This is a genomic window from Promicromonospora sp. NPDC057488, from assembly GCF_042802395.1.
GTDB lineage: Bacteria > Actinomycetota > Actinomycetes > Actinomycetales > Cellulomonadaceae > Promicromonospora.
In genome coordinates, this window is record NZ_JBHVEG010000047.1 from 20,360 (window position 1) to 38,402 (window position 18,043).

General features: G+C 73.1%; 20 protein-coding genes, 1 tRNA gene and 1 other RNA gene. 17 read left to right on the plus strand and 5 right to left on the minus strand.

Annotated features, from left to right (window positions below; all coding sequences use genetic code 11):
• Positions 1-3 precede the first annotated feature (3 nt).
• The 10 genes from ACFU5G_RS12205 to ACFU5G_RS12250 all read left to right on the plus strand — a co-directional run bounded on the left by ACFU5G_RS12205 (position 4) and on the right by ACFU5G_RS12250 (position 9,656).
• The gene (locus ACFU5G_RS12205; protein ID WP_377244351.1) at positions 4-864 is read left to right on the plus strand and encodes a serine aminopeptidase domain-containing protein; all 861 of its coding nucleotides are present in this window, start codon (positions 4-6) and stop codon (positions 862-864) included.
• A gap of 66 nt (positions 865-930) precedes the next feature.
• Positions 931-2,220 carry a uracil-xanthine permease family protein gene (locus tag ACFU5G_RS12210; RefSeq protein WP_377244354.1) on the plus strand — a complete coding sequence of 430 codons (1,290 nt, stop codon included), beginning with the start codon at positions 931-933 and terminating at the stop codon, positions 2,218-2,220.
• 49 nt (positions 2,221-2,269) lie between these two features.
• Positions 2,270-2,941 (plus strand): TetR family transcriptional regulator, encoded by a 672-nt coding sequence (locus ACFU5G_RS12215; protein WP_377244357.1) that lies wholly within the window; start codon positions 2,270-2,272, stop codon positions 2,939-2,941.
• On the plus strand, positions 2,938-3,903 hold the full coding sequence (locus ACFU5G_RS12220) for an ATP-binding cassette domain-containing protein (RefSeq protein ID WP_377244360.1): 966 nt from the start codon (positions 2,938-2,940) through the stop codon (positions 3,901-3,903). Before ACFU5G_RS12215 ends, ACFU5G_RS12220 begins: the two co-directional genes overlap by 4 nt.
• The gene (locus ACFU5G_RS12225) at positions 3,900-5,570 is read left to right on the plus strand and encodes an ABC transporter permease (RefSeq protein ID WP_377244363.1); all 1,671 of its coding nucleotides are present in this window, start codon (positions 3,900-3,902) and stop codon (positions 5,568-5,570) included. Before ACFU5G_RS12220 ends, ACFU5G_RS12225 begins: the two co-directional genes overlap by 4 nt.
• A 146-nt stretch (positions 5,571-5,716) precedes the next feature.
• Complete coding sequence (locus ACFU5G_RS12230) at positions 5,717-6,013, plus strand: type II toxin-antitoxin system VapB family antitoxin (protein WP_020017838.1); 297 nt, start codon at positions 5,717-5,719, stop codon at positions 6,011-6,013.
• A gap of 19 nt (positions 6,014-6,032) precedes the next feature.
• Positions 6,033-6,698, plus strand: a complete 666-nt coding sequence (locus tag ACFU5G_RS12235; protein ID WP_377244367.1) for a LytR C-terminal domain-containing protein — start codon at positions 6,033-6,035, stop codon at positions 6,696-6,698.
• Between the two features lie 10 nt (positions 6,699-6,708).
• The gene (locus ACFU5G_RS12240; RefSeq protein WP_377244370.1) at positions 6,709-8,064 is read left to right on the plus strand and encodes a YcnI family protein; all 1,356 of its coding nucleotides are present in this window, start codon (positions 6,709-6,711) and stop codon (positions 8,062-8,064) included.
• Positions 8,065-8,087: 23 nt separating this feature from the next.
• The gene (locus ACFU5G_RS12245; RefSeq protein WP_377244373.1) at positions 8,088-8,855 is read left to right on the plus strand and encodes a TetR/AcrR family transcriptional regulator; all 768 of its coding nucleotides are present in this window, start codon (positions 8,088-8,090) and stop codon (positions 8,853-8,855) included.
• Between the two features lie 69 nt (positions 8,856-8,924).
• Positions 8,925-9,656: a hypothetical protein gene (locus ACFU5G_RS12250; protein ID WP_377244376.1), complete on the plus strand. Its 732-nt coding sequence runs from the start codon at positions 8,925-8,927 to the stop codon at positions 9,654-9,656.
• A 3-nt stretch (positions 9,657-9,659) separates the two neighbouring features.
• On the opposite strand, the gene ACFU5G_RS12255 is transcribed toward ACFU5G_RS12250, so the two are convergent.
• From ACFU5G_RS12255 to ACFU5G_RS12265, 3 genes are all read right to left on the minus strand, one after another.
• Positions 9,660-10,583: an arginase family protein gene (locus ACFU5G_RS12255; protein WP_377244379.1), complete on the minus strand. Its 924-nt coding sequence runs from the start codon at positions 10,581-10,583 to the stop codon at positions 9,660-9,662.
• 43 nt (positions 10,584-10,626) lie between these two features.
• The gene (locus ACFU5G_RS12260) at positions 10,627-11,574 is read right to left on the minus strand and encodes an endonuclease/exonuclease/phosphatase family protein (RefSeq protein ID WP_377244382.1); all 948 of its coding nucleotides are present in this window, start codon (positions 11,572-11,574) and stop codon (positions 10,627-10,629) included.
• A gap of 120 nt (positions 11,575-11,694) precedes the next feature.
• Complete coding sequence (locus ACFU5G_RS12265) at positions 11,695-12,126, minus strand: DoxX family protein (RefSeq protein WP_377244385.1); 432 nt, start codon at positions 12,124-12,126, stop codon at positions 11,695-11,697.
• A gap of 146 nt (positions 12,127-12,272) precedes the next feature.
• On the opposite strand from ACFU5G_RS12265, the gene ACFU5G_RS12270 reads away from it, so the two are divergent.
• The gene (locus ACFU5G_RS12270; RefSeq protein ID WP_377244388.1) at positions 12,273-12,785 is read left to right on the plus strand and encodes a MarR family winged helix-turn-helix transcriptional regulator; all 513 of its coding nucleotides are present in this window, start codon (positions 12,273-12,275) and stop codon (positions 12,783-12,785) included.
• On the opposite strand, the gene ACFU5G_RS12275 is transcribed toward ACFU5G_RS12270, so the two are convergent.
• On the minus strand, positions 12,774-13,622 hold the full coding sequence (locus ACFU5G_RS12275) for an SDR family NAD(P)-dependent oxidoreductase (RefSeq protein WP_377244391.1): 849 nt from the start codon (positions 13,620-13,622) through the stop codon (positions 12,774-12,776). The genes ACFU5G_RS12270 and ACFU5G_RS12275 overlap by 12 nt on opposite strands.
• Positions 13,623-13,695: 73 nt before the next feature.
• Here ACFU5G_RS12275 and ACFU5G_RS12280 point away from each other — a divergent pair, with 73 nt between their 5' ends.
• Positions 13,696-14,166, plus strand: coding sequence for a MarR family winged helix-turn-helix transcriptional regulator (locus tag ACFU5G_RS12280; protein ID WP_377244394.1), 471 nt, complete (start codon positions 13,696-13,698; stop codon positions 14,164-14,166).
• 20 nt (positions 14,167-14,186) lie between these two features.
• Here ACFU5G_RS12280 and ACFU5G_RS12285 read toward each other — a convergent pair.
• Positions 14,187-14,271 (minus strand) — tRNA-Ser (locus ACFU5G_RS12285).
• A gap of 175 nt (positions 14,272-14,446) precedes the next feature.
• Here ACFU5G_RS12285 and ffs point away from each other — a divergent pair.
• From ffs to ACFU5G_RS12310, 5 genes are all read left to right on the plus strand, one after another.
• Positions 14,447-14,543: signal recognition particle sRNA small type (gene ffs / locus ACFU5G_RS12290), an RNA gene on the plus strand.
• Between the two features lie 380 nt (positions 14,544-14,923).
• Entirely contained in the window at positions 14,924-15,811 is an 888-nt protein-coding gene (locus ACFU5G_RS12295; protein ID WP_377244397.1) for a MetQ/NlpA family ABC transporter substrate-binding protein, read from the plus strand.
• On the plus strand, positions 15,811-17,007 hold the full coding sequence (locus tag ACFU5G_RS12300) for a methionine ABC transporter ATP-binding protein (protein WP_377244399.1): 1,197 nt from the start codon (positions 15,811-15,813) through the stop codon (positions 17,005-17,007). The genes ACFU5G_RS12295 and ACFU5G_RS12300 overlap by 1 nt, the downstream gene beginning before the upstream one ends.
• A complete protein-coding gene (locus ACFU5G_RS12305) occupies positions 17,004-17,660 on the plus strand; it encodes a methionine ABC transporter permease (RefSeq protein WP_377244402.1) in 657 nt (218 codons plus the stop codon). Before ACFU5G_RS12300 ends, ACFU5G_RS12305 begins: the two co-directional genes overlap by 4 nt.
• Before the next feature lie 17 nt (positions 17,661-17,677).
• A complete protein-coding gene (locus ACFU5G_RS12310; protein WP_377244405.1) occupies positions 17,678-18,013 on the plus strand; it encodes a hypothetical protein in 336 nt (111 codons plus the stop codon).
• The last annotated feature ends 30 nt before the right edge of the window (positions 18,014-18,043 follow it).

An 18,043-nucleotide genomic window follows, 5' to 3' on the forward strand; every position in this document is an offset into this window, starting at 1 on the left:
TCCATGCAGAGCATGTCTCGTGTTGCCCGTGCTTCTCTGGCCGTGGCGGTGCTGGCCGCCGGGGCGCTCGCCGCCGGCCCCGCCGCCTCCGCCGACGACGGCTTCCGGCGCGGCCCGGACCCCACGGAGGCGAGCATCGAGGCGCCGCTGGGCGCGTTCGCCGTCGAGCAGCTGGTGATCCCGCGCGCCGCCGCCGAGGGGTACGGCGGCGCCACCGTCTACTACCCGGCCGACACGTCCGAGGGTACGTTCGGCGCGGTCGCCGTCGCGCCGGGCTACACGGGCACGCAGGCGAGCATCGCGTGGCTCGGGCCGCGGCTGGCCTCGCAGGGCTTCGTGGTGGTGACCATCGACACGAACAGCCCGGGCGACTCGCCCGACCGCCGCGGCGACCAGCTCCTCGCCGCGCTGGACCAGCTCCGCGACACCGCGGTCGCGGACCGCGTCGACCCCGCGCGGCTGGCCGTGATGGGCCACTCGATGGGCGGTGGGGGCAGCCTGGAGGCGGCCAAGGACCGGCCGACGCTCCGGGCCGTCGTCCCGCTCACGCCGTGGAGCGTGGACAAGACGTTCCCCGAGGTCACGGCGCCGACCCTGATCATCGGCGCCGAGGACGACATCGTGGCCCGGGTGCGTCTGCACGCCGAGCCGATGTACGAGTCGCTCCCGGCGGGCGGCGACAAGGCCTACCTCGAGCTGCGGGACGCGACGCACGACGCCCCGGTCCTGCCGGACACCAACATCGCCCGGTACGGCATCTCGTGGCTCAAGCTTTACGTGGACGACGACGAGCGGTACGCCCGGTTCCTCTGCCCCGCGCCTGAGCCGGACGACGAGATCGTCGAGTACCGCAGCACCTGTTGACGGGGCAGCACCGGCTGACCGATAAGATCCGCGCGACCCTCACGTTGCGAGATCAAGGACAGAAGCATGCGACTCGGCTGGACGCTGCACGGTGATGGCGCGCGCATCACTCCCGGAGAAGTGGTCGCCCCGCACGAGCGGCTGAGCTGGCCGCGCACGGTCGGGATCGGCCTGCAGCACATCGTGGCCATGTTCGGCGCCACCTTCCTGGTGCCGACCATCACCCAGTTCGACGCGGCGACGACGCTGTTCTTCTCGGCGATCGGCACCATCGGATTCCTGCTCATCACGGGCAACAAGCTGCCGAGCTACCTGGGGTCGAGCTTCGCGTTCATCGCGCCGATCCTCGCGGCCACGGCGTCGGCCGGGCAGTCCGCCGCGATCGGCGGCATCCTCGCCACCGGACTGCTGCTGGCGCTGGTGGGCGTGGTGGTGCACTTCGCGGGAGCGCGCTGGATCCAGCTCGCCATGCCGCCCGTGGTCACCGGCGTGATCGTGGCGCTCATCGGGCTCAACCTGGCGCCTGTGGCCTGGGGGTCCTGCGACGAGAACGGCGACTGCACCGGCTTCCAGGCCTCGCCCGTCACGGCCGTGATCACCCTCGCCTCGATCATCCTGATCCAGGTGCTGTTCCGGGGCATCGTCGGCCGCCTGGCGATTCTGCTCGGCGTCGTGATCGGCTACGTCGTCGCGACCCTGCGCGGCGAGGTCGACTTCACCCCGGTGGCGAAGGCCGACTGGTTCGGCCTCCCGCACTTCACCGCGCCGTCGTTCGACCCGAGCGTGCTCGGCCTGTTCCTCCCGGTGGTCCTGGTGCTGATCGCCGAGAACGTGGGGCACGTGAAGTCGGTGGCCGCGATGACCGGCCGTGACTACGACAAGCTCACCGGCCGCGCGCTGTTCGCCGACGGCCTCGCGACCACGCTGGCGGGCCTCGGCGGCGGCTCCGGCACCACCACGTACGCGGAGAACATCGGCGTCATGGCCGCATCCCGCGTGTACTCCACGGCGGCCTACTGGGTGGCCGCGTTCGGCGCGCTGGTGCTCAGCATGTCGCCCAAGTTCGGCGCGCTGATCAACACCGTGCCGCAGGGCGTGCTCGGCGGCGTCACCACCATGCTCTACGGGATGATCGGCATCCTCGGCGCCCGGATCTGGGTGCAGGCGAAGGTCGACTTCTCCGACTCGGTGAACCTGACCACGGCGGCCGTGCCGCTGATCATCGGCATCGCCAACTTCACGTGGACGGCCGGCGACCTCGAGTTCGGCGGCATCGCGCTGGGCACCGCATCAGCCCTGGTCATCTACCACGTCATGCGCGCGATCGGCCGCTGGCGGGGGACCGCCAAGGGCTGACCCGACACGGTATGGACACGGGGCTGAACGCGTGTCTAGCATGTTGAACATGCGTTCAGCCACCTCCGGCCCGGTCGACGCCGACGACCTCACCGCCCGCGCCCGGATCCGCGACGCCGCGGTCCGCCGGTTCGCCGTGGAGGGCTTCGGCGCGTCGGTCCGCACCATCGCGGCCGACGCCGACGTGAGCGCCGGGCTGGTGATGCACCACTTCGGCACCAAGAACAAGCTGCGGGCCGAGTGCGACGCGCAGGTCCTGGCCACGATCCGCCGCCTCAAGCAGGAGAACGTCGCCACCGTCGCGGCCGGCCAGAGCTTTCTGCAGCGGTTCGCCGCCGTCGACGAGAACGCGCCGCTCGTCGGCTACGTGCTGCGGTCCATGCAGGACGGCAGTCCCCTGGCCCGCGAGTTCATCGACCACATGGTCACCGACGCCGTCGGCTACACCCGGGACGGGGTGGCCGCCGGCGTGATCGTGCCGAGCCGGGACGACGCCGCCCGCGCCCGCTACCTCACACTCTCGTCCCTCGGCGCGCTGCTGCTCGAGGTGACGCTCAGCCCGCCGTCGGACCCCGACGACCTCGCGGGCATCGTCCGCGGCTTCTTCACGAACAGCTACCTGCCGATGATGGAGCTGTTCACCGAGGGCTTCCTCACGTCTCGCCGCACGCTCGACGAGTACCTCCTGTACGTCAACGAACCGGGAGCGAACAACTCATGACCGTGACACCTGCGATCGAGATCCAGGACCTGCACAAGTCCTTCGGCGCCGTGAAGGCGCTCGACGGCCTGAACCTGACCGTCCGTCCCGGGGAGGTGGCCGGGTTCCTCGGCCCCAACGGGGCGGGCAAGTCCACCACCATCCGCGTGCTGCTCGGCCTGCTGCGGCCCGACGCCGGCCGGGCCGCCCTGCTGGGCGGCGACCCGTTCGCCCAGGCGGTGGACCTGCACGGGCGCCTCGCGTACGTGCCGGGCGACGTCACGCTCTGGCCCAAGCTGACCGGTGGGGAGGCCATCGACCTGCTCCTCCGGCTCCGCGGCGTCAAGGTGGACCGGGCGCGCAAGGACCGCATGCTGCAGCGCTTCGAGCTCGACCCCACCAAGCGGGCCGGCACCTACTCGAAGGGCAACCGGCAGAAGGTCGCCCTGGTCGCCGCGCTGAGCGCCGACGCGGAGCTGCTGGTGCTCGACGAGCCCACCTCGGGGCTGGACCCCCTGATGGAGGCGGTGTTCCAGGACTCGATCCGCGAGGCGACGGCGCAGGGCACCTCGGTGCTGCTGTCCAGCCACATCCTCGGCGAGGTCGAGGCGCTGTGCGACACCGTGACGATCATCCGCAACGGCAAGGACGTGCAGTCCGGCACGCTCGCCGAGCTGCGGCACCTCACCCGGTCCAAGGTCTCGGCCGTGGTCACGGGCGACGTCGGTGCGCTGGAGTCGCTCGCGGGCGTGCACGACCTGCTGGTGACCGACGGCGGGGGCGTCGGCACGCGCGTCGCCTTCCACGTGGACGACGACGCGCTGCCCCGCGTCACCAAGGCCCTCGCCGGCCTGGAGCCGCACGGCCTGACCGTCGAGCCGCCGTCGCTGGAGGAGCTGTTCCTGCGCCAGTACGGCGACGAGCTGGAGCGGCTCGAGGACGCGCCCGCCGACCGCGGCTCCGTGAAGGCGGGCCGGCGATGACCACCACGGCGCTGCCGGCGGTCCCGGCGCTGGAGCGCCCGGCGCTCGCGCTGCGCGGCGCGTTCGCCGGCACGGGGGACCTGCTGCGGCTCGCGCTGCGCCGCGACCGCGTGCTGCTGCCCGTGCAGCTCGCGGTGTGCGCGCTGCTGTTCGTCAGCACGCTGAGCTCCGTGTCCGAGCTCTACGGCACGCAGGAGCAGCGCGACACCATCCAGGGCATGCTCGCGACCAACCCGGCGTTCCTGGTGCTGCTCGGCCCGTACGAGAACACGGGCTCCGTCGCGTCCACGGTCTCGTGGCGCGTGGGCATCTTCATGGTCGCCGTGTTCGGCGTGCTCGCCGTCATGGCCGTGGTGCGGCACACCCGCAAGGAGGAGCAGCTCGGCCGCCTGGAGCTGGTGCGCGCCGCCCGGGTGGGCTCCCTGGCGCCGCTGGTCACCGGCCTGGTCGTCGGCGCGATCTTCGCCGTCGTCTCGGGTGCGCTGACCGCCGCCGTGGTGTGGTCCCAGGGGCCGCCGGACGGCGCGGTCGCCCTGGGCGCGCAGGTCGTGGGCGTGGGGCTGGCGGCGTCCGGCATCGCGGCGGTCACGGCGCAGGTCGCGTCCTCCTCCCGCGGCGCGAACTCGCTCGGTGTCTGGATCGTCATCGGCGGCTACCTGCTGCGCGGCGGGGCCGACGTCGACCCGGACGCCCTGGGCTGGCTGCACTGGGTGACGCCGGTCGGCTGGGCGCAGCAGATCGACCCCTACGGCGCGAACGACTACCTGCCGTTCCTGCTGTGCGTCGCGCTGTTCGTCGTGGGCGGGCTGGCCGCCGGCTGGCTCACGCTGCACCGCGACCTCGGTGCGGGCCTGATCGCGGAGCGCCGCGGACCGGCCCACTCGGCGTCGCTCACCTCGACGTCGGCGCTCGTGGCGCGCCTGACCCGCTCGTCGTTCGTGATCTGGGCGGTGTCCGTCGGCGTCTACATGTTCTTCGTCGGCTACCTGATGGCGACGGCCGGGACCATGGTGACCGAGAACGAGCAGTTCGCGCAGTACGTCACCGCGATGGGCGTCCAGGGCTCCGACATCGCGGCGGGCTTCGCCGCGCTCATCATGTCGTGGACGGCGTACGCGGGCGCCGGGTACGGGGTCACCGTGGTCCAGGACATCCGCACGGAGGAGGCGCTCGGGCGCACCGAGGCGGTGCTCGCCACCCGGGTGTCCCGGACCCGGTACCTCGTCGCCTGGCTGGCGGGGGCGATCGGCGGCGCGGTCCTGCTGCTCGGCCTCGCGGGGCTGGCGCTCGGCGCGGGCAACGCCCTGGCGTCCGGTACGAGCTGGGGCGACTCGATCGCCGACGGCCTCGGCGCGGCGGTGGTCCACCTGCCGGCGGTCCTGGTCGTGATCGGACTCACGTCCGCGCTCTACGGCTGGTTCCCGCGGCTGGTCGGGCTGGGCTGGGCGGTCATCGCCGCCAGCTTCCTGGTGACCCTGCTCGGCAGCCTGCTCGACCTGCCCGATGCCGTCGTCGACCTGTCCCCGTTCGCGCACGCTCCCGCCGTCCCCGCGGTGGCCTGGTCCGACGTGGACTGGGCCCCGCTGGGCTGGCTCCTGCTCGTCGCGGCCGCGTTCCTCACGCTCGCTCTCGCCGGGTTCCGGCGCCGTGACGTGCCGATCGTCTGACCGGCGCCGGCCCTACTTGGCCGGCGTCAGTCCAACTGTTGTCGGCACTCGCGTTCCGGTATGGTTCGGGACGCCGTCCGGTGTCAGCAGGCAGGTTCGACAGCCGCTCCCGGACGTGCCCCGCCGAGTCCAGTGAGGACGGACCGATGATCTTCAAGGCCGTAGGAGACGGCCGCCCGTACCCCGAGCACGGGCGGTCGCGCACACGCGACTGGGTCGACGTGCCCCCACGGCAGGTACGCCTCGACGAGCTCGTGACCACCAAGCGCACGCTCGACCTCGACCAGCTCCTGGCCGAGGACTCCACGTTCTACGGCGACCTGTTCGCCCACGTGGTGGAGTACGAGGGCACGCTCTACCTGGAGGACGGCCTGCACCGCGCCGTGCGCGCCGCCCTCCAGCAACGTCCAGTCCTGCACGCTCGCGTGCTCACCATCCGCTGAGCTCAGGTAGGTTCATCGCGTGACATCCCCCGGGTACGACCAGGCGCGCGTCGAGCGCCGGCGCCGAGAGCACGAGCGCCAGGCCGTGGTCTTCGGCGTGCTCATCGCGTTCCTCGCCGTGTGCGGCATCTTCGCGCTCGCGGTCTACTCGGGCGCCATCAGCTCGCCCTTCAACCGGCCGTTCACCACGGTGGGCGCGGCGGAGCAGAAGACCTACCCGGTGCCCTGCCTGCCCGCGGTCAAGGGGCAGCCCGACGGCGCCCTGCCCGCCACCTACTCCGACGTCCAGATCCGCCTGCTCAACGCGTCGGAGGAGATCGGCCTGGCCAGCGCCCACGAGACGGTGCTCGCCGACCGCGGGTTCAGCATCATCTCCAAGGGCAACGTGCCGATGCAGCTCCAGGAGTCGGAGATCCGGTTCGGCCGCAAGGGGATCGTGCAGGCCTACACGCTGGCCGCGCAGTTCCCCGAGATCCGCCTGGTGCTCGACGACCGCAGGGACCGCAAGATCGACCTGCTCATCGGCGAGGAGTTCGAGGCGCCGCTCGACGTGGAGGACGTCGAGCTGACCGCCGACCAGCCGCTGACCAACGCCGAGGACTGCGTGCCGTCCGCGGACATCGAGCCCGAGAAGCAGATCAAGCCGAGCGCGACCGACGACGACGAGGGCCAGCCCGCGAAGTAGGGTCGGTGCCGTGCTGACGCCGTCCTCGGGAGCAGTGGGCCTCGGCCGCGCGCTCCTGTGGGCGTCGGTCGTGCTCGGGCTTGCCCTGACCGCGCACTCCGAGGCCGGCGGCCACGTGCCGCCCGTGGCGGCGATCGCCCTGCTGGGCGCCCTGCTGCTCGCCGTCGCCGCGGGCGCCGTGCGGCGGCAGATCCGCTGGCCGGGCGGCCTCGCCCTGGCGGGCCTCGGTCAGCTCGCCGCGCACCAGGCCTTCTCCTGGTTCGCCGGCGCCTGCCCGTCCCCGCTGCCCGACGGCGGCGCGGCGCACGGCCACCTGACCGGCCCGGCGGCCGGGGTCTACGGGTCGTGCGCCGGGGCGGCCGAGCCGGCGGTGCTCGCCCCGGAGATGCTCGCGTGGCACATGCTGGCCACGCTCGTCGCCGTCGGGCTGCTCGTGGGCGTCGAGCGCGGGGTCTGGCTGCTCGCGTCCTGGCTGGTGCGGCCGCTCGCCGTGCGGCCGCCGCGCCTGCCCGTGGTCCCGCGCGTCCCCGCGGCGACCCGGCTCGGCGCGCCGCCGGCGGTCGTGGACGTGCGCGTGGTGCGGGAGAGGGGGCCGCCGTCGTCGCCGGCCCCGACCCTCCCAACCATTCCGTACCGAAGGACCGAGCACATGACTCGCTTCAGCCTGCCCGCCCGCCGCGCCCTCGCGGCGATCCCTGCCACCGCCGCCCTGGTGCTGCTGCCCACCGTGGCGTACGCGCACGTCGGCGTGACCCCTGACACGACCGCCGCCGAGAGCTACGCGGGCCTCACGTTCCGCGTGCCCACGGAGTCGGACACGGCCTCCACCGAGAAGCTCGTCGTCGACCTGCCCACCGACACCCCGTTCCTCAGCGTCACGCCGCGCAGCCTGCCCGGCTGGGACGTCGAGGTCGAGGTGGCCGAGCTCGACGAGCCGTTCGAGGTCGAGGGCGCGACCGTCGACGAGGCCCCCGTCCGCGTGACCTGGACCGCCCAGGAGGGCAACGAGGTACCGCCGCACGAGTACCAGGAGTTCGCCGTCCGGGTCGGCGCGCTGCCCGCGGAGGGCACCGAGATCGTGCTCCCCGCGCACCAGACGTACACCGACGGCAGCGTCGTCGACTGGGACGACCTGGCCGGCGACGACGGCAAGGAGCCCGAGGCGCCCGCCCCGGTGTTCACCACGACCGCCGCCGAGGGCGACGGGCACGGCGGGGCGGCCCACGCGGAGGCGGCCTCGGACGGCGCCTCCGCGGCCGGTGACGAGCCCGCCGTCGACCCCGTGGGCCGCTGGCTGGGGGCCGCCGGGATCGTGGTCGGCGCCGTCGGCATCGGCGCTGCCCTGGTGACTCGCCGCCGCGCCTGACCTCGTCGGGGTGGCGGTCGCACGTGCAAGACTGGAGCGTGCCCGCCGCCACCCCGACCCGCAGGCAGCGACTGCGCGCAGAGCTGCTGCGTGAGGCGCGCGCGGCGGCCCGCCGGCTCCTCGCCGAGCACGGCGCGGACGGCGTCACGATGGTCGCGGTCGCCAAGGAGGTCGGGATCGCCGGGCCGGGCATGTACCGGTACTTCGAGGGGCGCCCCGGCCTGCTCACCGCCGTCTACGACGACACGCTGGACGAGCTGATCGCCTACCTGGAGCAGGCGGTCGCGCGGCAGCCGGCCGACGACCAGGCCGCGCGCCTGCACGCCGCGACGCACGCGCTGTTCGTGTGGTGCCGCACCCACCGGAACGAGTTCGACCTGCTGCTCGGCGCCGACGCGCAGCACGCCGTGGGGGCGTCCGGAACGAGCCGCCCGCACTTCGTGCACCGGCTCGGTTCCGTGTTCGTGCCCACCTTCGCCGCCCTGTGGCGCGCCGGGGTCCCGTTCCCGGCCGACGCCGACGTCGCGCCCGGGCTCGCTCCGGAGCTCGACGCGTACCGCGCGGTGCTCACGCAGGACAGCCCGGGGGCGGCCGAGGAGGTCCCCGTGGGTGTGGTGCACACGATCATGGTGTTCTGGCGCCAGGTCTACGGCCTGCTGTGCATGGTCGCGTACGACCAGCTCGACTACGCCTTCGGCAACTTCGACGCGATGTTCGACGACATGATGCGCAGCCTCCTGGCGTCGCTGGGGCTCGAGCCCAGCCCGCGGGTGGTGCTCGTCGAGGCCTGAACTCCTGGCTCCGGAGCCGGCTGTCCGGATAGAGTTCGGCGCCGGTACCGGGGCGCGGGAGGGGGTCCGATGGAGCGTGATCTGCGGACGGACGCGCTCGCCGCGGCGCGTCGCCTGCTCGCCGCCGACGGCGTCCGGGGCGTCACCGTCCCCGCCGTCGCCCAGGACCTGGCGCTGCCCGAGGCCGACGTCGTGCGCGCCGTCGGGGACCGCGTCGGGCTGCTGGAGGCCCTGTACGAGTCGACGATGGACCGCCTGCTGGCGTTCCTCGGCGCGGCGGTGGCGCAGCAGGACCGGGACGACCTCGCGGCCCAGGTCGAGGCGGGCACGCACGCCATCGTCGTGTGGTGCGGTACGCACCGGGCCGAGTTCGGCCTGCTGATGGGGCCGGGCTTCCGGGAGGCCGTCGGCGCCCGCGCGTCGGTGCGGCAGAGCGTCGCCTCCCGGCTCGGCGGGGCCTGGGCGCCCCTGTTCGACCGGGTCCGCCGCGCGGGCGCGCCCTACCCGTCCGACGCCGACCTCCCGGCCGACCTGGCGGCGCAGCTCGACGTGTACCGGCGGCTGCTCCTGCGGGCCAACCCCGGGATGGGCGACGACCTGCCCCTGGGCGTCGTCTACCTGATGACGGTCGGCTGGCGGCAGATCTTCGGCGTCCTGTGCATGCTCTCGTTCGATCCCGAGGCCCCGCCCGTGAGCGAGTTCGGCGACTCGATCGCCCAGCTGAACCGGTCGCTCCTGGAGCTGGTGGGCCTGGTGCCGAGCCCGGCGGTGCGCCTGGTCGCGGTGCCCGGGGCCGCCTGAGGCTCAGCCGAGGACGTCCACCAGGAGGTCCGCCAGGCTCGCGGCGAGCGTGCCGTCCGGGTCGAGGTCGGGGTCGAAGACCGTGAGCTGCAGCCCCGCGCAGCGCGGGGACGCGCACAGTACCGTCAGCAGCTCCAGCACCTCCGGCCGGTCGAGCCCGCCGGGGTCGGGGCTGTCGACGGCGGGCATGACCGTCGGGTCGAGCACGTCGGCGTCGACGTGCACCCAGAACCCGTCCAGCCCGGCACGTTCGAGGCGGTCCAGCGCGGTGCGCCCGACTGCGGCCGCGCCCGCCTCGCGGACCGCTGCGACCGGCCGGACCAGCAGCTCGGTACCTGCCAGCTCGGCGGTGTACTCGTCGTCGTCCCGGATGCCGAGCAGCGCCACGTCGTCGTCGCGCAGGTACGGGCCCAGCCCGTCGATGTCGGTGAGGTCCGGCTGGCCTCGGCCGGTGACCAGGGCGAGGTCCTCGCCGGCGGCCGCGCCGACGGCCGGCGCGTTGCCCGGGTGGCGGAAGTCGGAGTGGCCGTCCAGGAACGCGAGACCGAACCGGCCGCGCTCGCGCAGGGCCAGGCCCGCCCCGAGCAGGATGCTGCAGTCGCCACCGAGGACCAGCGGGAAGACACCGGCGTCGAGCAGCGCCGTCACGCGGTCCGCGAGCCGCCGGGAGTAGGCGGCGAGCTGCGGCGCGTGCGCGACGCCGTCGCCAGGCCGCCAGCCGTGCCGGTCGTAGCGGGGCGGGGTGACGCACCCGGCGTCCTCGGCCCCGGTCCGGTCCAGGAGCCGCTGGTCCCGCAGCGCGCCGGGCGCCTTGTAGGTCCCGGGGACGACGCCGGGTGCCGGCGGGCGGAGCCCCAGGTTGGACGGGGCGTCGAGGACGGCGACCCGCCTGGTGGCGGCGTGGTCGGTGCGGGTGGGTGCGGGCATGCGCCCATGCTGCCCGGTGCGGGCAGCATGGGCACCGTCATTCTCAGCCGATGCGGAGCAGCGCCTGGACCGGCGTGTGGTCGCTCGGGTAGCGGCCGTCCCTGGTCCAGGTGTTGATCGCGGCCGAGCGCACGTCGACGCCGGGGGTGGCCAGGATCCAGTCGATCCGGGTGCCCTCCGGGTTCGGGGTCCCGTAGTTGGGGAACGTGCCCACGTACGGGGTGAGCTGCCGGTCGGCGGCGAGCCAGGTGTCCTGCAGCCCGCCCTCGGTGACCAGCACGTCGTACGGCGCGGAGGCCTCCGCGGCGGCGTTGCAGTCGGCGGTGAAGACGACGGGCAGGCCCGCCTCGGCCACCTGGTCGCGCACCACCTGGGCGCTGCGCACCCGGGCGTTCTCGGCCTGGTGGTCGAAGTGCGAGTTGACGTGCACGAAGTCGCGGCCGGTCGCCTCGTCGTGGAACTCGGCCCAGGTGACGATCCGGGTCACGGTGTTGCCCCAGGTGGCGGAGCCGATCAGGTCCGGGGTGTCCGACAGCCAGAACTGGTCCCACCACTTCACGGTCAGCCGGCGGGCGTCGTAGAAGATGCCGGAGTACTCGCCGCCGGCGCCGCCGTCCCGCCCGAAGCCCACCATCCGGTAGTGCTTGCCCAGCCCGGCCTCGATGGCGGGGAGCTGGTGGAACAGCACCTCCTGGACGCCCAGGACCGTCGGCTGCTCCAGCTGGAGGAACGCGGTGGCCAGCGGGGCCCGCTCCGGCCAGTAGTCGGGCTGGCCCGGCTGCGTCTGACCCACCCGGTCGTAGCGGACGTTGAAGCTCATGGCGTGCAGCAGGTCGCCGCGGGCGGGGCCGACGACCGGCCGGCCGCCCGGCGCGGTCCGGGCCACGGCCGGGCTCGCCAGCGCGGCCGAGACGCCGAGGGCGCCGACCGCGCCGGCGGCCGTGAGCATGGTGCGGCGCGAGACTCCCGCGCCACCAGGGATGACGGACATGCGCTCTCCTCCGGGTCAGGGGGTTGGTGCCGGTCCACCTGACCAGGTGAAAATGAGCGTGTCCAGAACGTCGTGTGACGTATGGGCGAATTGCGCGGCTCGTGCGGCCTGTGCGCCGGGTCAGGCCGCCTGGGTGCGGGCGGCTCGCGCGCGACCCACCAGGTGGTCGACGCTCCACGCGCCGGGGCCGGTGGCCGCCAGCACGAGCGCGCCGGCACCGAGGGCCGCGACCAGCTCGAAGCCGCCCTGGTCGACGAAGACGCCGTTGCCGAGGTGCACGAGCACGAGCGCCCCGAGCATGTTCAGCACCACCAGCAGGCCGACGACGGGGGTGGCGGCGCCGAGGATCAGCGCCGCGCCCCCGACGAGCTCGACCACGGCCGCGAAGACGGCGGCGGCCTGCGGCACGGGGATGCCCATGCCGGCGAAGGAGTCGATGGTGCCGGAGATGCCGAAGGTGAAGAACTTCTGGGCGCCGTGCGCTACGAGCACCGCGCCGATCGCGATGCGGGCGACGAGAGTCGCGAGGTCCCTGGTCCACGGAAACGTCATGAGAGAACTCCTGTGCTTGTTCTGGCCGGTGTGTTCTGGCAGGTGGGCGTGGGGCTAGGGGGTGAATCAAGTTGTAGCTTCAACTTTTGCGGCACGCTAGCACGGGGTGAATTGAAGCGACAACCATCGCGTGAGAGCCTTTCGCCGTGACCGACACCCCGTGGCTCGACCGTCGTCAGATGGCGGCCTGGGTCCGCTTCGTCGCGGTGCTGGAGCTGCTCCCTGGCGTCCTCGACAGCCAGCTGCGCCGCGACTCCGGCGTGACGCACTTCGACTACTTCGTGATGGCGGTGCTCGCCGAGTCGCCCGGCCGCACCCTGCGGATGGCCGAGCTGGCCGGGGCGACGAACGCGACGCTGTCGCGGCTCTCGCACGTCGTGCAGCGCCTGGAGGAGCGCGGCCTCGTCGAGCGGTTCCCTGGTCCGGGGGACCGCCGCGTGACCAACGCGCGGCTCACCGAGGAGGGCTGGGCCATGATGCGCGAGGCCGCGCCGGGCCACGTCGCGACGGTGCGCCGCCACGTCATCGACGTGCTGACGCCGGAGCAGGTGGACCAGCTCGCCGCGATCAGCGACGCCGTCCTGGCGGGCATCGACCCGCCGAGCCCCATGGCCGCGGGCTACCGGCGGTACGACGAGCCCGCCGGGTCAGGCGAGTAGCGCCTCGGTCGCCTCCCACAGCTCGCGCTGCACCGCCGCGGCGCGGCCCGGCTCCGGGCAGCGCAGGGGCCGGGCGTCGCGCACGGAGAAGTAGCCGCCGGTCCGGGTCGCGAACGCCGGATCGGTCGCCAGCCGCGTGATGATCCCGGCCCCGCGAGCGGGATCGCCCACCCGCAGCCGGTGCAGCGTCCGCTCCAGGGTGGCGGCGAACGGCAGCTCGCGCCCGAGCCCGGTGGTGTTGAACCCGGGGTCGCAGCAGTTCGCGGTGACGCCGGTCCCGGCGAGCCGTCGCGCCAGCTCCTGGCTGAACATGATGTCCATCAGCTTGGTCCGCCCGTAGTGGGTGGCCGAGGCGCGGCGGCCGAACGCCCCGGTGAACGAGAGGTCGCGCGCCGGGTCGATGCTCCCGGCCTGCCGGGCCGCCTCGGACGCGACGGTGACCACGCGCGCCGGCGTCGCCGCGACGAGCCGGTCGAGCAGCGTGCTCGTCAGGATCCACGGCGCGAGGTAGTTCACCGCCGTCATCTCGGCGAGGTCGTCGCCGGTGACGCGCTGGCTGAACGCGTGCAGTCCGGCGTTGTTGACCAGCACGTCGATCCGCTCGTAGCGCGCCGCGACGTCCTGACCCACGCGGCGGACCTCGGCCAGGGAGGAGAGGTCGGCCAGGAACGTGTCGACGGTGGTGCCGGGTGCGGTGCGGGCGATCTCGGCGTGCAGGTCGTCCGCCTTGGCGGCGTCGCGCGCCACGATCCCGAGGCGCAGGCCGCGCCGGGCGAGGTCGAGGGCGACGAGCCTGCCGAGCCCGTGGGTCGCTCCGGTGATGACGGCTGTGGTCATGGTGGCTCTCCCTTATCGTGAGGTACCTCAATGATTGCACGATGCTGAGGTACCTCACGAAATGGGAGCGGGTATGGGAGACACGGGCGACGCCGGCGAGATCGGCCTGCGCTACCTGACGACGTCCGCGCGGCTGCGGCGGACCGTGGACGAGCACCTGGCCAGGGGCGGAGTGTCGCTGGCACAGACCAAGATCCTGCAGGCGCTGGCGCGGAGCGGCCCGATCCGGCAGGCGGGGCTCGCCGCCGAGCTCGGGTACGCGGCGCGCTCGGTCACCCAGGCGGTCGAGGCCATGGAGCGGGGCGGCCTGGTGCGCCGGACGTCGGACGACGCCGACCGCCGGGCCAAGGTGGTGACCATGACCGAGGAGGGGGCGCGCGCGCTCGCCGCAGGCGAGGCCGCTGGCGGCGAGATCCTGCGCCGGATCTTCGGCGACCTCGGCCCGGACCGGCTCGCGGCCCTGGGCGAGGCGCTCGCCGTCGTCGACGCCGCCGCGCGGGCGCTGGACGGGCCCGGAAACGACGATGACGCGAGACATCGGTGATGTCTCGCGTCATCGAACTGCGGAGGATGGGGGATTCGAACCCCCGAGGGCGTTAACCCAACACGCTTTCCAAGCGTGCGCCATAGGCCACTAGGCGAATCCTCCTCGCGCGCCGCACAACGGCGGGCGCACGACCACGGACCGGAGTCTGGCGCGGCCTGACGAGGATACCGGACGCCGTGCTCGGACAACGAATCGGAATCCGGGTGGGTCGATGTGAGGTGGCGAACAGCGGGTTCTGCCCGGTTCGGTCCGGGCGTCCGGATCGGTTAGGCTTGCGGCAGACCCCTCGTGCGGCACCATCTCGCCGAACTCCCCCAGGGCCGGAAGGCAGCAAGGGTAAGTGAGCTCTGGTGGGTGTGCGAGGGGTCCTTTCTTGCCCGAAATCTGGCGGGCCCGCCACCATGTGGACGGATTTCGGTCCGCATCGTGGGATTTTCCCCGCAGGGATTGGCTTCGACGTCGTCCGGTGACGCACGATGTCCGCATGACCCGCACCCGGACCTCCGCAACGACGTCGCGCACCTGTCGCGACGCGATGTGTCGCGGCCGCGTGCGCGGCGGGCGAATGCGCGAGCGCTGACAGCGCCGCACGTTCCCGCGGTCCCTCCCGGACTGCCCCGCATCGTCCCGAGCTCGCCACGTTGCTGATGGCCGTGGCCCGCCGTCTCCCCACACCCTCGGCCTGCGCCCGGCGCAGGCCCCCCGCATCCTGGGCACAGGCATACCCGCGCCCGTGCGCCCGAGAGGACCACCCATGTCTCGTTTCACCTCCGTCCTGACCACCGGCCTCGCCGTCACCGCCGTCCTGGCGCTGAGCGCCTGCGGGAACGCCGACGAGGCCGCGCCCGCCGCGGGCTCGGCCGACGACCCGGTCCGCATCGGCGTCGTCAACTCCGGCGACGACTACTGGACCACGTTCAGCGACCTGGCCGAGGAGGAGGGCATCAGCGTCGAGCTGGTGAACTTCAGCGACTACCAGCTCCCCAACCAGGGGCTGACCGACGGCGACCTGGACCTGAACCAGTTCCAGCACCTGCAGTTCCTCGCCAACTACAACACCGCCACCGGGTCGGACCTCACGCCGATCGCGGCCACCGCCGTCTACCCGCTGGGCCTCTACTCGCTCAAGCACGACAGCGTGGAGGACATCCCCGAGGGCGGCGAGATCGCCATCCCGAACGACGACACGAACCAGGCCCGCGCGCTGCTCGTGCTGCAGGAGGCCGGCCTGGTCGCCCTGCGCGACGGCGGCAGCGCGTTCTCCACGCCGGCCGACGTGCTGGAGGACGAGTCCAAGGTGACCGTGACCCCGGTCGACGCCGCCCAGACGGCCCTCGCCCTGCAGGACGTCGACGCCTCGATCATCAACAACGACTTCGTGGGCGACGCCGACCTGACCTCCGAGGACGCGATCTTCTCCGACGACCCGGACGCCTCGGCCGCCGAGCCGTACATCAACGTGTGGGTGGCCCGCGGCGACGACGCGGACAACGAGGTGTTCCAGCAGCTCGTCGAGATCTACCACTCCCCGGAGGTCGAGAAGGGCGTGCTCGAGGCCTCGGGCGGCACCGGCGTCATCAAGGACAACTCGGCCGCCGAGCTGCAGGAGATCCTGGCCGGCATCCAGGAGGACGCCTCCTGATGCCTGCGGCGACCAGCAGCATCATCCGGTTCGAGGGCGCCAGCAAGGTGTTCCCGGGCCGGGGGAAGGGCGCCGAGGTGCGCGCGGTCGACGAGGTCACCCTCGACATCCGCGCGGGCGAGATCTTCGGCGTCATCGGGCAGTCGGGTGCGGGCAAGTCCACCCTGGTACGCCTGATCAACGCGCTCGAACGGACCACCGGCGGCGACGTGGTGGTCGACGGCCTCTCGCTCGGCTCGCTGAGCGAGGCGCGCCTGCGGCCGGTCCGGGCCGGGATCGGGATGGTGTTCCAGCAGTTCAACCTGCTGACCTCCCGGACCGTCTCGGGGAACGTCGGCTACCCGCTGGAGGTCGCCGGCTGGCCGCGCGCGAAGCGCGACGCGCGGGTCGCCGAGCTGCTGGAGTTCGTCGGCCTGGCGGACAAGGCGGGCGTCTACCCGTCCACCCTGTCGGGCGGGCAGAAGCAGCGCGTCGGCATCGCCCGGGCGCTGGCCACCAACCCGCGCATCCTGCTGGCGGACGAGGCGACGTCGGCCCTGGACCCCGAGACCACGCGTGACGTGCTGGACCTGCTCCAGCGCGTCAACCGTGAGCTCGGGATCACCGTGGTCGTCATCACCCACGAGATGGACGTGGTGCGCTCGATCTGCCACCGCGTCGCGGTGATGGAGCGGGGGCGCGTGGTCGAGGTGGGCGAGGCCTACCAGGTCTTCAGCTCGCCCCGGCACGACACGACGCGTCGGTTCGTCGCCACCGCGCTGCGCGACCGGCCCTCGCCCGAGGTGCTGGCGCGCCTGCGGACCCGGCACTCGGGCCACATCGTGACCGTGGGTGTGGACGAGGTGGCCGGCTCGTCGGCCGTGCTGACGCGCACCCTGCGCGAGCACGGCGTGGACGGCACGGTCGTGTTCGGTGGCATCACGGAGGTCGCGGAGCGGCCGTACGGGTCGCTGACGGTGGAGCTCGTCGGCGACGGCGGCTCCGTGGAGGCCGCCGTCGCGGCGCTGCGCGCCGTGACCTGGGTGGACGATCACGGCACCGCGGCCCACCCGCGCGAGGTGGGCGGCGTCGGGCGGCAGGACGCCCCGGGCGCGGACCCGGCCGGTCCGCCGGACCCGGGCGCACCCGGGGAACGTCTGCCCGGTAACGGGCCGTTCGGCGGGCAGACGTGGCTGACGGGAGGGATCGACCTGTGAACTGGGATTATTTGACGCCGCTGCTCTGGGAGGCCGCGGGCCAGACGGCCTACATGGTGCTGATCACGCTGCTGATCGGCGGGTTCCTGGGGCTCGCGCTCGGGCTCGGGCTGTACCTGACGCGGCCGGGCAACCTGCTGCAGCACCGGTTCGTGTTCGCCGTGCTGAACCTCGCGGTGAACATCGTGCGGCCCATCCCGTTCATCATCTTCCTGGTGGCGCTCGGCCCGCTGACCCGGGCCGTCATCGGCTCGACGATCGGCATCGAGGCGTTCACCTTCGCGATGTGCATCATGGCCACGTTCGTCTTCGCGCGGCTCGTGGAGCAGAACCTCGTCTCGATCGACCCCGGTGTGGTCGAGGCGGCACGGGCCATGGGGGCCTCACCGTTCCGGATCGTGCGGACGGTGCTGGTGCCCGAGGCGCTCGCACCGCTGATCCTCGGCTACACGTTCCTGTTCGTCGGCGTGCTCGACATGTCCGCGATCGGCGGCTACCTGGGAGCGGGCGGCCTGGGCGACTTCGCGATCGTCCAGGGCTACCGGCAGTACGACTGGGCGGTGACCGCCGTCGTGGTGGTGATCATCGTGGTGATCGTGCAGGCGGTGCAGTGGCTCGGCAACGGCCTGGCGCGGCGGGCGCTGCGGCGCTGACGTGGGAGAGTGTGGCCATGTCGGACCAGCCGCAAGCCCCGTACCCGGCCCAGCACCCGCCTGCGCCGCGGCCGATCAGCCCCGCCTACCGGAAATGGGCCACCGCCCTCGTCTGGATCGCGGTGATCCTGCTGGCCTTCGTGGTCGTCGCGGTCGTGGCCAGCATCGTGCTGCTGATCGTGGCGGACAACAGCACCAGCGGCGGGGCCGGCGCGTACGGCTATCTCGCGATCTTCCTCTGGTTCGCGGTCTTCGCCCTGTTCCCGGTCCTCCTGGGCACCGGGATCCCCGGCCTGGTCATGCGGGCGCGCGTGCGCCGCACGCCGCAGGCCCTCGGCGGCACCGCGCCGTGACCTGACGACGTGGCCGTCCACCTGTGGACC

What these genes read in the sequence shown, in the direction of transcription:
- ACFU5G_RS12205 (WP_377244351.1), top strand. Translation starts at nt 4, where the DNA reads ATGCAGAGCATGTCTCGTGTTGCCCGTGCTTCTCTGGCCGTGGCGGTG.
- ACFU5G_RS12210 (WP_377244354.1), top strand. Translation starts at nt 931, where the DNA reads ATGCGACTCGGCTGGACGCTGCACGGTGATGGCGCGCGCATCACTCCC.
- ACFU5G_RS12215 (WP_377244357.1), top strand. Translation starts at nt 2,270, where the DNA reads ATGCGTTCAGCCACCTCCGGCCCGGTCGACGCCGACGACCTCACCGCC.
- ACFU5G_RS12220 (WP_377244360.1), top strand. Translation starts at nt 2,938, where the DNA reads ATGACCGTGACACCTGCGATCGAGATCCAGGACCTGCACAAGTCCTTC.
- ACFU5G_RS12225 (WP_377244363.1), top strand. Translation starts at nt 3,900, where the DNA reads ATGACCACCACGGCGCTGCCGGCGGTCCCGGCGCTGGAGCGCCCGGCG.
- ACFU5G_RS12230 (WP_020017838.1), top strand. Translation starts at nt 5,717, where the DNA reads ATGATCTTCAAGGCCGTAGGAGACGGCCGCCCGTACCCCGAGCACGGG.
- ACFU5G_RS12250 (WP_377244376.1), top strand. Translation starts at nt 8,925, where the DNA reads ATGGAGCGTGATCTGCGGACGGACGCGCTCGCCGCGGCGCGTCGCCTG.
- ACFU5G_RS12255 (WP_377244379.1), bottom strand. Translation starts at nt 10,583, where the DNA reads ATGCCCGCACCCACCCGCACCGACCACGCCGCCACCAGGCGGGTCGCC.
- ACFU5G_RS12260 (WP_377244382.1), bottom strand. Translation starts at nt 11,574, where the DNA reads ATGTCCGTCATCCCTGGTGGCGCGGGAGTCTCGCGCCGCACCATGCTC.
- ACFU5G_RS12265 (WP_377244385.1), bottom strand. Translation starts at nt 12,126, where the DNA reads ATGACGTTTCCGTGGACCAGGGACCTCGCGACTCTCGTCGCCCGCATC.
- ACFU5G_RS12275 (WP_377244391.1), bottom strand. Translation starts at nt 13,622, where the DNA reads ATGACCACAGCCGTCATCACCGGAGCGACCCACGGGCTCGGCAGGCTC.
- ACFU5G_RS12280 (WP_377244394.1), top strand. Translation starts at nt 13,696, where the DNA reads ATGGGAGACACGGGCGACGCCGGCGAGATCGGCCTGCGCTACCTGACG.
- ACFU5G_RS12295 (WP_377244397.1), top strand. Translation starts at nt 14,924, where the DNA reads ATGTCTCGTTTCACCTCCGTCCTGACCACCGGCCTCGCCGTCACCGCC.
- ACFU5G_RS12300 (WP_377244399.1), top strand. Translation starts at nt 15,811, where the DNA reads ATGCCTGCGGCGACCAGCAGCATCATCCGGTTCGAGGGCGCCAGCAAG.
- ACFU5G_RS12310 (WP_377244405.1), top strand. Translation starts at nt 17,678, where the DNA reads ATGTCGGACCAGCCGCAAGCCCCGTACCCGGCCCAGCACCCGCCTGCG.